General features: G+C 42.7%; 13 protein-coding genes. 3 read left to right on the top strand and 10 right to left on the bottom strand.

Going from position 1 to position 13897, the window contains the following annotated elements:
- Positions 1–419 precede the first annotated feature (419 nt).
- The 3 genes from rpsO (at position 420) to FTU79_RS01935 (ending at position 4456) form a co-directional block, all read left to right on the top strand.
- Entirely contained in the window at positions 420–689 is a 270-nt protein-coding gene (gene rpsO, locus FTU79_RS01925) for a 30S ribosomal protein S15 (RefSeq protein ID WP_067761248.1), read from the top strand.
- A 273-nt stretch (positions 690–962) separates the two neighbouring features.
- Positions 963–3050 (top strand): polyribonucleotide nucleotidyltransferase, encoded by a 2088-nt coding sequence (gene pnp, locus FTU79_RS01930; protein ID WP_180048870.1) that lies wholly within the window; start codon positions 963–965, stop codon positions 3048–3050.
- Between the two features lie 137 nt (positions 3051–3187).
- On the top strand, positions 3188–4456 hold the full coding sequence (locus FTU79_RS01935) for a magnesium transporter CorA family protein (protein WP_180022601.1): 1269 nt from the start codon (positions 3188–3190) through the stop codon (positions 4454–4456).
- Positions 4457–4640: 184 nt separating this feature from the next.
- Here the strand turns inward: FTU79_RS01935 and FTU79_RS16465 are convergent, their stop codons facing one another.
- The 10 genes from FTU79_RS16465 to FTU79_RS01980 form a co-directional block, all read right to left on the bottom strand.
- Entirely contained in the window at positions 4641–4763 is a 123-nt protein-coding gene (locus FTU79_RS16465; RefSeq protein ID WP_257224018.1) for a hypothetical protein, read from the bottom strand.
- A 158-nt stretch (positions 4764–4921) separates the two neighbouring features.
- The gene (locus tag FTU79_RS01940; protein ID WP_078192816.1) at positions 4922–5185 is read right to left on the bottom strand and encodes a YdcH family protein; all 264 of its coding nucleotides are present in this window, start codon (positions 5183–5185) and stop codon (positions 4922–4924) included.
- An 81-nt stretch (positions 5186–5266) separates the two neighbouring features.
- Positions 5267–5605: a chaperone modulator CbpM gene (locus FTU79_RS01945; protein ID WP_111885626.1), complete on the bottom strand. Its 339-nt coding sequence runs from the start codon at positions 5603–5605 to the stop codon at positions 5267–5269.
- Positions 5606–5615: 10 nt separating this feature from the next.
- Positions 5616–6578 (bottom strand): DnaJ C-terminal domain-containing protein, encoded by a 963-nt coding sequence (locus FTU79_RS01950; protein ID WP_180007253.1) that lies wholly within the window; start codon positions 6576–6578, stop codon positions 5616–5618.
- 141 nt (positions 6579–6719) lie between these two features.
- The gene (locus FTU79_RS01955; RefSeq protein WP_168377965.1) at positions 6720–7184 is read right to left on the bottom strand and encodes a DUF2147 domain-containing protein; all 465 of its coding nucleotides are present in this window, start codon (positions 7182–7184) and stop codon (positions 6720–6722) included.
- A 188-nt stretch (positions 7185–7372) separates the two neighbouring features.
- A complete protein-coding gene (locus FTU79_RS01960; protein ID WP_168377964.1) occupies positions 7373–7837 on the bottom strand; it encodes a DUF2147 domain-containing protein in 465 nt (154 codons plus the stop codon).
- Positions 7838–8121: 284 nt separating this feature from the next.
- Complete coding sequence (locus tag FTU79_RS01965; protein ID WP_180048789.1) at positions 8122–8574, bottom strand: DUF2147 domain-containing protein; 453 nt, start codon at positions 8572–8574, stop codon at positions 8122–8124.
- A gap of 245 nt (positions 8575–8819) precedes the next feature.
- Positions 8820–9695 carry an Hsp33 family molecular chaperone HslO gene (gene hslO / locus FTU79_RS01970; protein WP_078189788.1) on the bottom strand — a complete coding sequence of 292 codons (876 nt, stop codon included), beginning with the start codon at positions 9693–9695 and terminating at the stop codon, positions 8820–8822.
- Between the two features lie 50 nt (positions 9696–9745).
- Entirely contained in the window at positions 9746–11587 is a 1842-nt protein-coding gene (locus tag FTU79_RS01975; RefSeq protein ID WP_180048790.1) for a monovalent cation:proton antiporter-2 (CPA2) family protein, read from the bottom strand.
- Between the two features lie 78 nt (positions 11588–11665).
- Positions 11666–13888 (bottom strand): primosomal protein N', encoded by a 2223-nt coding sequence (locus FTU79_RS01980; protein ID WP_180048791.1) that lies wholly within the window; start codon positions 13886–13888, stop codon positions 11666–11668.
- Positions 13889–13897 lie beyond the last annotated feature (9 nt).

Below are 13897 nucleotides of genomic sequence, written 5' to 3' on the forward strand. Positions count from 1 at the left end.
CAATAAATAATAAAACAATAACTAAAAAAGAAGAAACTACAGCGCAAAAAAGCCCGAGCCTAGCTCGGGCTTTTTTTTAATCATTCCACTTTGAGTTTTGTATCCTAAATATTGAGTGGCAAAATGTATCAAAAATAAGTTTAAAATTCATTCAATAATATGGAATTCAATGTGTTGGAAATATGCAGTTTTGTGTCGTATAGAGTGTCGAAGCATATAAAAAATTTATAATGGAATCGAGAGGAAAAATAAGGCGTTATTGTCATTAAGAAAACCTGACGAAGTCGGCTATCTCTTTTTGCAATTAAGACGATTTTCCCTTAATATAATGCACTTGCTGTAGTGATGCACGGCAGTCAGCTGATTTATCAGTTGATTCGTATCAAAAGTTAACTTTATAAGCATCTCGGAGAAATCGAATGGCTTTAACAAACGCAGATCGCGCAGAGATCATTGCAAAATTCGCTCGCGCTGAAAACGACACTGGTTCACCAGAAGTTCAAGTAGCTCTTTTAACTGCTCAAATCAATGATTTACAAGGTCACTTCAAAGAGCACAAACACGACCACCATAGCCGTCGCGGTCTTATTCGTATGGTTAACCAACGTCGTAAGCTTCTTGACTACCTTAAAGGTAAAGACGCTACTCGTTACAGCGCATTGATTGCTGCTTTAGGCTTACGTCGTTAATTCGATTTAAACTTTTATTTTCGGACTATTGCATGCTAAGTGCCGTATTACTGAAAACTAAAGTCTATCCAACCTTGGTTGGATAATGGGGAAGGGGCGATGATTCGCTCCTTCTTTGTGTCTTAAATTAGTATTTTAAATTAATGTTTTTAATATCTAGTGAGGTCGGCTTCTAAGCTTTGTCATTTATGTTACAGCGTTTGGGGCGTTGAATGAATGCCAAACCTTAGGGGTCTCCACTAGAATAAAATCAGGAAAAAATAAAACATGTCGATGTTTAATATTATTCGTAAAGAATTCCAATATGGTCAGCATCAAGTTGTCCTAGAAACAGGTCGTATTGCGCGTCAAGCGAATACTGTAATCATCACTATGGGTGGTGTACAAGTTCTTGTTGCCGTTGTTGCTCAACCAACAGCTAAAGCAGGTCAAGACTTCTTCCCATTGACTGTTAACTACCAAGAAAAACAATATGCTGCAGGTCGTATCCCGGGCGGTTACGGTAAACGTGAAGGCCGCGCGTCTGAAGCTGAAACTCTTATTTCACGCTTAATCGACCGTCCAATCCGTCCGTTGTTCCCAGAAGGTTACTACAACGAAATCCAAGTGACTGCGACTGTGATTTCTTCTGACAAAACGATGGATGCTGACATTGCTGCAATGTTAGGTACATCTGCTGCACTTGCAATTGCGGGTACGCCTTTCCGTGGTCCAATCGGTGGTGCGCGCGTTGGTTTAATCAACGGTGAATACATCCTTAACCCGAACCACGAACAGCTTAAAGAATCTGACCTTGACCTTGTGGTTGCAGGTACAGAATCTGCAGTATTGATGGTTGAATCAGAAGCGAAAGAACTTTCTGAAGACCAAATGCTTGGCGCTGTATTGTTCGGTCATGACGAAATGCAAATCGCGATCCAAGCGATTAAAGAATTTGCTGCGGCTGCTGGTGCAACAGAGTCTACTTGGACTGCACCTGCGAAAAACGAAGACCTTCGTGCAAAATTAAAAGAAGCGTTTGAAGCGAAAATCTCTGAAGCATACACAATCGCTGTTAAACACGATCGTTATGCAGCACTTGATGCGCTTCAAGCTGAAGCTGTTGCTCAATTTGTTCCAGAAGAAGACGTTGACGGTATCGCTGACGACTTAGCTGAATTATTCGAAGACCTGAAATACCGTACAGTACGTGACAACATCTTGTCAGGTAAACCACGTATTGATGGCCGTGATACTAAAACAGTTCGTGCGCTTGACGTACAAGTTGGCGTGTTAGACCGTGCTCACGGTTCTGCATTATTCACACGTGGTGAAACTCAGGCGTTGGTAACAACAACTTTGGGTAATACACGTGATGCGTTAATGGTAGATACATTAGCGGGTACGAAAACTGACAACTTCATGTTGCACTACAACTTCCCTGCATACTCTGTAGGTGAAACTGGTCGTGAATCTGGTCCTAAACGTCGTGAAATCGGTCACGGTCGTTTAGCGCGTCGTGGTGTACAAGCTGTACTTCCAGCAGCTGACCGCTTCCCGTACGTGATCCGTATCGTATCGGACATCACTGAATCTAACGGTTCATCTTCAATGGCTTCTGTATGTGGTGCTTCTCTATCACTTATGGACGCAGGTGTTCCACTTAAAGCGCCAGTTGCGGGTATCGCAATGGGTCTAGTCAAAGAAGGCGAGCGTTTCGCAGTTCTTTCTGACATCTTGGGTGACGAAGACCACCTTGGCGACATGGACTTTAAAGTAGCAGGTTCTGCAAACGGTATTACTGCACTTCAAATGGACATCAAGATCGAAGGTATTACTGAAGAGATCATGGAAGTTGCATTGAACCAAGCGTATGCAGGTCGTATGCACATCTTAAATGCAATGAACCAAGTAATTTCACGCGCTCGTCCTGAAATCTCTATGCACGCGCCTACATTCCAAGTGATCAACATCAACCCTGATAAGATCCGTGATGTGATTGGTAAAGGTGGCGCAACGATTCGTGCGATCACTGAAGAAACTAAAGCAGCAATCGATATCGAAGATAACGGTACAGTTCGCGTATTTGGTGAAACTAAAGCGGCTGCTTCTGCTGCTGTTGCGAAAATCCAAGCGCTTACTGCTGAAATCGAACCAGGTACAATCTACACTGGTAAAGTGATTCGTATCGTTGAATTTGGTGCGTTTGTAAACATCCTTCCAGGTACTGATGGCTTACTTCATATCTCTCAAATTTCTAACGAACGCATTGCGAACGTTTCAGACGTATTATCTGAAGGTCAAGAGATCAAAGTACAAGTTGCTGATGTCGACAACCGCGGTCGTATCAAATTAACCATGAAAGACATCGAACAAGCTTAATGGTTTGTTGATTCACAGGGTTTCGGCTCTGTGAATGGATTCTAAAAAGCCTTGAGTGCAGTCAGAGTATGAACTTTGACTTGCTCAAGGCTTTTTTTATGGCATCATGAAAAAGTAAACACAATAATAAATGAGATATGCAAACCTATTATTTTTTTCAGCATCCAACAGCCGCGCATATCTATGTGCAAGACCAAGTGCAATGTGAGCATTATCCTGAACTTGAGCCTGAGTTTATTTGGATTGATTGTACCCGTGAAGATGTCGTCAACCGCCCAGAGCAGTGGCAGAGTGATATTTTTCAGGCATCAGATCTACGGGTCAATGAATACCATCTGCGGGATATTTTAAATTTAGAGCATCCGTGTGCCTTTGACACACTCGATGATTATGATTTATTAATTTTTAGAAAAATGGTCACACCCGATGACCAAATTGTTGCAGGTGCAGAAGCTCTTGAAAAGCATGAGCGGGTCTTTGGTTTGGCGACCACCCCGATCAGTTTTTTGATCACGCCCCAAGTGCTGATCACGGTGCGCGAAAAAGGCAACAAAGCCATTGAAAGTTATATCCAACGGATTGAAACTTTAATTTCTCGTCCGATTGATGAACAAAATAAACCACGAAAATTAGCCATTACACCCTTAGATTTGGCATTGCGCTTACTGAATAATATGGTAGATGGATACTTGGATTTACGTGTTCCTTTGACCCGCCGTGTCGAGTTTTGGCAGCGAGAATTGCTGCAAGGGCATCGGCGTTTTACCAAGTGGCATCAACTGTTGCAGGAAAATATGGCCTTTCAGCAAGTGGAAAACTTGTGTGAAGAGCAAATTGAAGCCTTGCAAGAACTGCGTGATGAAGTTGTGGATAATTACCCGCATTTGAAAGGCAAAAAGCGCAGTGAAAAGCAGGATATCATGCTGGTTCGCGTAGATGATTTAACTAGCCATATCGAACGCATTCAAAAACACACCACACGATTACGCAGTGCCGTGCAGGCCGCCATTGATCTGCATTTTTCAGCCGTTGCCAACCAAACCAATGAAAATATGCGTATTTTAGCGATTATTACGGCGATTTTCGCACCATTAACCTTATTAACTGGTATATACGGTATGAACTTTGAGTTTATTCCCGGACTCAAATCGCCAACCGGTTTTTGGATCATGCTTGGTATCATGTTGATTACCACGATTTTACTGCTGTATTATTTTTATCGACGGCATTTGGTGGGGCGTGGCGAAAAAAGTGTGATTGATATGCTGGCACAGCAACATGGCGATCAACACATGAATTTGTTTTGGTTTATGGATTATGAACCAATTAAACAAACGGTGAAGGGCACAGTCAAAGGTACGGTTAAAACTATGAAAGAAATTGAGAAGCTGACGAAACTCAAATAGTTCGCGTTAGCTTCTCTGATGGATGGGTCTGCTTTAAATCCTTTGATAACTTCGAGACTCACCAAGGGTGCATATTTGAGTTTGCCTTTGCGTTTTAAGCACACTTCGACCAAGGGCTTGTACGGCATTGGGCGTATTGCAGTAAGTGTTCCACTATACGTCCCGTCGGCATTTTTGACGATGGTCACATCACCGCGTGAATATCCTGTTTGGTCATCCATGGTTTTTCAAATACTCGTTTATCACTGGCATGCAACAGACCGCTGAAACTGAGTAATGCTCCAAATAGCACATGATGTATTTGCATGATGAATCCTTTGTCATGATTTTATTGTTTTTTAAAAATCTGCAGTACAACGCGATTTGACCGATCCTTATGGTCTTAGTAATTCAATTGTGTAGCCTCGTGGGTTGTACTGCGAACGACATGCATCATGAAAAATCCCCTATACATGAATCGATATCTCAAGAGATATCATCATTTTCGTTACTTTTCAGCAAGCGATAAATTTCATCTTTTAGCTTTAATTTCTTACGCTTAATGGTCTCAATATCCGTGTTATGGTGATTGACAGGATTTAATTCCAATTGAATAATTTCACGATCTAACTCATCATGTTCTTCAAAGATCCGTGCAAAATATGGATTTTCATCACGTAACTGAGAGACCAAATCACGGTACTCAGGAAACATGTTTTTGACTTTTTTATTGCAATCTCGTGTTTTCATGGTTGTCGATCACTTCCTCTACAAGACAAACTCTACAAGAAAAGAAAAACGCCCTGCGAGGCAGAGCGTTCATGATTACATTTAATGTGAATGAAACTGTTGGTGTTTGACTTGGCGACGTAGTTGTTGAACTTCGTCAATTAAATCAAGCATCATAGCGACCGCAGTAAAACTGGCATCGAAATCTCGTTGAAGCCGATACGCACGCCGTGCGCGAGATATATCATCGCCAAAAAATTGATGAATCCTGTCTTCTGAACGGCTAGGCAGAATATCGTATTCGAGTAGTTGCAGAACCCATTCTGGACTTTGCCCACAGGCAGAGGCAAAGTGTTGTAGATCAAAACTACTTTTTTCGTCTACGATTTCAGTCTGTTTACATCCGTCACAGACAATTTCACGATAATGAATTGTTGTCATGGTGCTCTCCTTAAGACTGTCGTGGATTAAATGACGGAAAAGCTTGAGCAAAAGCCGCATATGCTTGTTGCTCTTGTTCGGTTTGTGCAGCTGGTATCTGTATATTTAAAATCAGGTAAAGGTGTCCGGGTGTTTTATTTGGTATCCCTTTGTCCTTTAATCGTAGCTGCTGACCAGTACGTGCATTTTTAGGAATTTGTAGTTCTAATGTTTTGCCATCAGGACTGGTAAATGCAATTTTTTGACCCAATGCGGCTTCCCATGGACTGATATTCAGTTGTTGGAAAATATCAACGCCTTCTACACGGATTTGCTCAGTTTGTTTATACAAAATTTCAATGTATAAATCGCCGGCGGCTCCACCGTTATAGCCAGCTTGCCCTTGGCCGGAGAGTCGAATTTGTTGACCTGATTTCATACCTGCAGGAATTTTGACTTGCAGGGTTTTACGTTGGACTTCAGGCTCACCATGGGGGTTGAGGCTTGGAATCTGTAAGGTGATATTCTGCGTTGCACCATGAAATGCGATTTCTAAATCCACTTCTAAACTGGCGTGTTGGTCTTCACCACGGAAGCTCTTGGTTTGGCGGTTTGCACGTTGATACTGATAGTCACCGCCACCAAAGCCTTGCCCAAAACGACCAAACAAGTCTTCAAATCCACTAAAGTCCGCATGCTGACCATCACTCGTCGATTGGCGATAAAACTGAGATTGGTCAAAACCACCTTGGTTGCCAGCATTAAACCCAGCAAATCCTTGAGGATGATCGAGTTCAAAATCGTATTGTTTTTTCTTTTCGGCATCACTTAAAGTGTCGTATGCAACATTAATCGTTTGCATACGCGTTTCAGCATCAGCCTCTTTACTGACGTCAGGGTGATATTTACGCGCCAATTTTCGATAGGCTTTTTTTATTTGATCAGCCGAAGCATCTCGGGCGATCCCTAAAGTTTGATAGTGATTGTCTGGCATACTCTCTGTATAAATATTGATCATGTTTTAATCAATATAGAAGGGTTCATCAAACTGTCATAGGGGCAAACAGCATCTTATTGTTTCAAAACATGACAATAAAAAAGCCTCACGAGGAGGCTTTTAAAAACACATTTAAAATTAATATTTTATCCAAGTGACACTACGACCAATCACAGATACACCAACATACCCACGTATAGTTAAATGTTTTCCTGAAGCACTAAGTCTTGCTTTGCCTTTATAGATTTTTCCACCAATCGGGTCCAGAACTTTACCGTTTTGGAATTCACGTGGATTTTTTGGATCTTGTTTAAAGTCCCAAATAAATGGCAAGCCGATAAAAGGTTTATTTTTCAATTCACCTGGGCAGTTCGAGCAGACGCCCATTTTTTCAGTGCCAGGGACATTGCGTGTGGTGACAATGATGCCTTCATAGCTTCCATCGGCTTTTTTGCGAATTTCAACGTCTGCACGCGAATATCCTGTACGGTCATCGACGGTTTTCCACTTCCCCACTAGTGGATCGGTTTCCGCAGCAATTGACAATCCTGACAAAGTGCTAAGTACTATTCCGGCAAATAATTGTTGATATATTTTTTTCATTTCATCCCCTGAAAATTCAGAATTGTGTTTTTAGAGTAAGTTGCCTAATTTATATATAAAGACCTACAAAATCAATGTGATAGTTTGTGATGTATTTGGCATATTTTTTTAAAACGCTGCTTTAATATGGAGTTTTTACTCTAATTTTTAAGTTAAAAAAGGCCTTTAATGATTTAAAGGCCTCGTGCTTAGTTTTTGACCCAAGTGACATTGCGTCCAATTGCAGAGCCTTCAGTACGACCATTGATGATCAAATGCTTGCCATTATTCATCAAACGAGCGCGTGCATTGTAGTGCTTGCCAGATTTGGGATCGAGCATTACACCACCCACAAATTCATTGGGCTTTTCTGGATCAGCGCTTAGGCCGGATAAGGTGGTTAAACCGACCATCGGTTTATTTTTCTGAGCACCGGTGCATTGCGTGCATGTCGAAACATTTGCTGTTCCGGGTACGCTTCGGCTTTGGATAATGGTGGCCGAATACAGGTCATGCTTATCTTTACGAATCACCACATCGGCAAGGGAATATCCTGTTCGATCATCAATGGTTTTCCATGTCCCCACTAAGGGGTCAATCGCTGCAAAAGCAGAGGATAAACTGCAGATGGAGAACATGCCGAACAGGATAGAAGGGAGGAATTTAACAGCCATATAATTACCCACATTACACAAAAAGCGGATGCCTAAAACTTAAAGGCATAAAAATATTATGGGTTTAATGTAGCCTGAAATAATATGAATATTCTAGTGATTTTTTAAGAATTGGTATTTATATTTTGAGCCAAAACATGAACGAGTTGGCGCTAAATGAGGTTTATGCTGAACGTCTACGCACTAGTAAAATAGTCGGAATTCATCTCAAAGTAGATTATTATCGGCATGATGAACTCGTCTGGAGTTGAGTTCATCATGCCAATGAAAGCCAAATGGCGACTTTAGTTGACGCGGATCCAAGATACCGTCCGGCCGAGAAGCGTGGTTCCAACATAACCTCGAAGTGTCAGGACATTGCCGCGCGCATTCAATTGCCCTTTACCTTGATAAGTATTGCCTGAAAGTGGGTCGATCACCTTGCCATCGGTGTACGCATTCTCTTTTGCATTATGTTTAAAGCCAGAGAATATCGGTAAACCAATTAAGGGTGCATTTTTGAGTTTACCTTCGCATTTTTCACAAATCGTGGTGACAGGGCGGTTGGGGATGGCATGCACTTTGGTGATTTTACCGCTATAGCTGCCGTCTTTTAATTTAGTGATTTTGACTTCAGCACGAGCATAGCCTGTTTTATCATCTATGGTTTTCCATGTCCCGACGAGGTCTGCTGCATGTGCTGTCATTGGGCCAAAGCAGAACATGGCTAAGGGAATAGCGAGTGTTTTGAGTTTCATATTTTATCCAGTTTTTTACATTATTTTTCTATTAAAAAATAAAGCTTTGTTGGTTTTTTTGACTTTATTTCTGGCGCGATTCTACTCTAAAAAAAATTGATCGCAAATACAGCTGATCATATTGAGGTTCTAAAGTTCGCAACCATTCGACTAAGCGGAAGAAAGTAGTAGGTCTAAATTTTGCGGGGACAACAAAAAAGCACCCCGAGGGATGCTTAGATTTAGGCTTTTAATCATGCAATGATTTAGCTGAGGTGTTGACCAAAAAGGGATAGAGCTTCTTCTGCCGTAAAAGTATATTTTGTATTACAGAATTGGCAGTCCATTTCAATTGGGTTTTGAAACTCTAGAGTTTCACGAACTGCAGCAACACCAATTTGTTCAAGTGCTGTCGCACAGCGTTCTTTTGAACATGTGCAGCCAAATTTTAAGGCTTCAGTTTCAGGTAGACGAACTTCTTCTTCGTTATATAAACGATATAAAATTTCGTTTGCAGATAAAGACGTTAACTCTTCTGCTTTTAATGTCTCGGTCAGCATGGTTAAACGTGGCCATAGATCTTCATCAACTCGGCGTTGTTCTTCTTCGCTGTTACGCGGCAATAACTGGATCAGTAAACCACCTGAACGGCTGTTGCTGCTTGCTAAGACGATGCGTGTCGGGATCTGTGCAGATAGATCATAATATTGCATCAAGCAACCCGCTAAAGTCGGTTTGTCTAAAGGTACAATCCCTTGATAACGCTCACCAAATTCAGGCTCGATATTAATGAAAAGTACTGGGTTTACCAAGGCTTTGAGTACCGTGCTGCTGTCTTCAGCGGTTTGAAAGTGCGGGTCTTCTTCATAATCTGCAAGTGCGCGAACTTCACCGAGATGATTACATTCCGCCATTGCCCATTTAAAAGTGCCTGCAGCCTGAATTTGTAAGCTAATACGACCTTTAATTTTTAAGGTGCTGGCCAACAAGGCAGTCGCGCTGAGCATTTCACCCAAGAGAATTTGTACAGCAGGTGCATAGTCACGCTGTGCAAGAATCGTTTGTAGGGCTTCTTCAAGATGAACCACTTCTCCACGAACAGGGCTATCTTCAATAAAAAAGCGTTGGCGTAAATCTGACATAAAATTCTCCATAACCCTGCTTTAATGGTGACGATATTGTAAAACACAAGTCATTCATTATCATCTCTTGTGACATCAATACGATGACGTTGTAGACTGCGTTGTAAATCAACACCTGTAGGTTTTTCAAGGGCTTGCGCATCGCTTTCAAACAAATGTTCCAGTTCAGCTAAAGCGTTACGATGCGTTTCATAAATTTTTTGTTCATCGGTATAGATTTGCTGCTGTTGAGTCAGCAGTTTTTCATCATAATCACGGAACAATTCGATACTTTTATAGGCATCTTCATCGCTGATGCCTAAGTCGCACAGCATGTGATAGGCCATTCCTAAAGACGATAAATAGGTTTCACGCCAAATATGCTCAATCCCCAAATCACGCAGCAGATGCACCTGATGACGGTCACGCGCACGGACCAATAATTTTAACTGAGGGTAATTCAGGCGAATATGACGCGCCACGTTCATCGAGTCTTCAATATCATCTATGGCAAGGACGAACACTTTGGCATGTTCAATGCCCGCAGCGCGTAAAATATCTGGTTGTGTGGCATCGCCATAATATAGATGACCACCATAATTACGTACGAAATCGACTTTGTCTAAGTTGCTATCAATGGCGGTAAAAGACAAATGCTGTAAATGCGCCACACGAGCAATGATTTGTCCAAAACGTCCAAAGCCCGCAATAATCACAGGATTATGTTCATCCGGAATGTCGTCATATTCGGGGATGGTTTTTGGATTAAAACGCGGCAAAATTTGTGATTGTATTAACCAGTACAACATAGGGGTCAACACCATCGACAAAGTGACGATGAGGGTTAATGGCTCCAAAATGGCTTGCTGTACGACATTTTCACTTTTCGCCACACTAAAGACCACAAAGGCAAATTCACCGCCTTGAGCCAAACAGGTCGCCAGTAAAATACTGTTGCGCCATGAATTTTTAAGATAACGCGCAATCGCCGTAAGTGACGCCATTTTGATGAGCATCAGTGCCAATGCACCACCGATAATGAACCATGGCATTTCAACGAATAATGACAGTTCTGTGGTCATGCCCACGGTCATAAAGAACAAACCAAGTAAAAGCCCTTTAAACGGAGCAATACTGGCTTCGAGTTCATGGCGGAATTCCGAGTCTGCCAATAGCACGCCAGTCAGAAATGCTCCGAGTGTGGTACTGATGCCAAGTACATCCATCAACACCACGACACCCAGCACAATAAATAAGCCAACAGCAGTGATCAGTTCATGCGCACCACTTTTCGCGACGAAACGGAAAAAAGGCCGCATTAAGTATCGACTAAATAAAAATAAGCCTGAAAAAGTTGCAATGAATGCAGCGAAATAGGCGATCCCGTGATGTGATGATTCTGTTCCTGCGAGCAGGGGGATGACTGCAATCAGGGGAATTGCGGCCATATCTTGAAACAGCAAAATCGAAAAGGATTGTTGCCCATAGGTGGTGTTTAATTGCTGTTTTTCACTCAGCATCTGCAAGACAAAGGCAGTAGAGGAGAGTGCCAGAGCGAAACCGATAACGATACTGGCTGCAATGCCTTGTTGTAAGGCAAAAAAACTGCCTAGCGCTAAAAGCAGACCGGTCAGACCGACTTGTAAACTGCCCATGCCGAAAATAGAACTACGCATACTCCATAGCCGCTGTGGACGCAGTTCGAGGCCGATCAGGAACATCAGTAAGATCACGCCAAACTCAGCGAGCTCTTGGATCGCTTCGGGATCACTGGCAATGTTAAAGACATCGGGGCCGAGCAAAATACCAGTGAACAGATATCCCAAAACCGTTGCAATACCAAAGCGCTTGAGCAAAGGGACAAGCAATAAGGATGCGCCAAGGAAAATTGTGATCTGTAACAGTAGTGACATTTACTCGTCCTAGAGTTGTATTTTTGGTCGAAAGTTGCAATTCAGTATGACTGATTTTTCAGACTGAATTGTACGCGTTTAACTGAGTTCCTGTGGGTCTATATCGAGGCTCAATTTCATATTTGATGGCTTGTTATGCAAGATGTTTTGCCACCAATAACGCAGATAATAATGTAAGCGCGCACGATCTGTAGACAGTAAAACCATGTGGGATTGATAACGTCCGGCTTTGCGCTCCATCGGGGCAGGAATCGGCCCCCAAATGTCAATAATTCCAGCAGAGTCCTGACGCAGCAATTGGGCATGTTGCTGTAAAAATTCAGTATTGAGTTCTTGGTTTTTGGACTCACAGCGTACCAATGCGGCATAGCGAAACGGTGGCATTTGTGCCATTTCCCGTTCTTTCATGGTTTCTTTGGCAAATTTTCGATAGTCCTCATTGACCAAGATATTCAAAAGCGGATGGTCGGGTCTTAGGGTTTGTAAAAACACATCGCCTTTACGTTCACCACGGCCGGCACGCCCAGTGACTTGTACAATGAGCTGTGCAGTACGCTCGATGGCACGGAAGTCCACACTCAGTAGACCTGAATCGATATCTAAAATCGCCACCAAGGTGACGTAAGGGAAATGATGTCCTTTGGCCAGCATTTGTGTACCGAGTAAAATGGCAGGTTCGCTTTTTTGAATCTTGTCATAGATTTTTTGCCAACTGCCGACTCGACTGGTGGAATCACGATCGACCCGTATAACGTCATGCTGCGGAAATAGCTCATTTAGGCTTTCTTCAACCTTCGCTGTACCCATGCCCACGGATTTCAGTTCTTGGTGATTACACTGTGGACAATGCTCTGGCATACGGTGAATGGTGCCGCAGTGGTGACAATGCAAGTGTTGATAGGGTGTGCGGTGTACCGTGAAATTGGCATCACAGTGCGGACATTTGGCCTGCCATGCACAGCTTTCACAAATTAAAACCGGGGCATATCCGCGACGGTTTAAAAACACTAACACCTGTTCTTTTTTTTCTAGGCGCTTACGGATTTCACCAATTAATAATTGGCTAATTCCATGCTGTTTCTGTGCCACTTTCAGATCAAGGATGTGCATTTTCGGCATGACTGCGGTGCCAGCACGTTGGTTCAATTCCAGTACAGTCATTTTGCCTTGTTTCGCGAGTGCATAACACTCGATACTAGGCGTGGCAGAACCTAAAATTACGGGGCATTGTTCCAGATGCCCACGGTAAAGTGCGACATCCCGAGCGTGATAGCGAAAGCCTTCTTGTTGTTTAAAGGACAGATCATGCTCTTCATCAATCACAATCAAACCTAGATTCGGCAGTGGAGTATAAATTGCAGAACGCGTGCCTAAGATAATTGACGCCTTACCTGTTTGCGCCGCTTGCCAAGCTTGCATACGTTTTGAATCATTCAAACCCGAATGTAGTAGAGCAATATTGCAATGAAAACGTGATTGGAAGCGGCTGATTGTCTGTGGGGTGAGTCCAATTTCAGGCACTAAAACCAAGACCTGTTTGCCTTGCTTTAGAACCTCTTGCATGATTTGTAAATAGACTTCGGTTTTACCACTGCCGGTCAGACCATCAAGTAAAAATGCCTGATATTGACTCCGTGCTTTTAATACCCGATCAATGGCTTTCTTTTGCTCAGGATTTGCAGTGAGCGGCATTTGCGCCATGCTCATGGGCATCGGGCTAAAGTCCTGTTCGGCCAAGACACATTGACAGATACCTTTTTTCTCTAATGCTTTGAGTGTCGCGGTTTCCACACCTGCCAAATTGAGTAAATTTTCCCCAGTTCCAGTTGGATGTAATTTTAAAATCTTATAGGCTTCTTGCTGTCGTTCCGAGCGCTTAATTTTGTCATCGGCATGGAGGTCGAGGAGATTCCATGTCCGTGCCAATAAATTATAGGGTTTTCCTTGGCGTAACAAGGTCGGAAGGGCACTTTGCATCACTTCACCAATCGGAAATTGGTAATACTGTGCAGACCATGTCAATAAATTTAAAACTTTCTCATCTAAAATGGCGCGATCATCAAGAAGTTCGGTAATGGCCTTGAGTTTAAAGCTTGAATCGAGTGGTGCATCGGGTGCAATTTTTTCCACGATGATACCGGTCAAATTTTGCCGACCAAAAGATACAGCAACGCGTGCAGCTACTTCAGCTTTTTGGTATTGCTCTTGGCTTAAGCTGTAATCGAAGCAGTCGTATAAATATACCGGAACGGCGACTCGAACGCGGTAAATAGGTGTTGCAATGCTCGCTGAATTTGCCATAAAACGTGG

The sequence above is a fragment of the Acinetobacter sp. YH12144 genome, from assembly GCF_013418345.1.
In the GTDB taxonomy this organism is placed as follows: Bacteria; Pseudomonadota; Gammaproteobacteria; order Pseudomonadales; family Moraxellaceae; genus Acinetobacter; species Acinetobacter amyesii.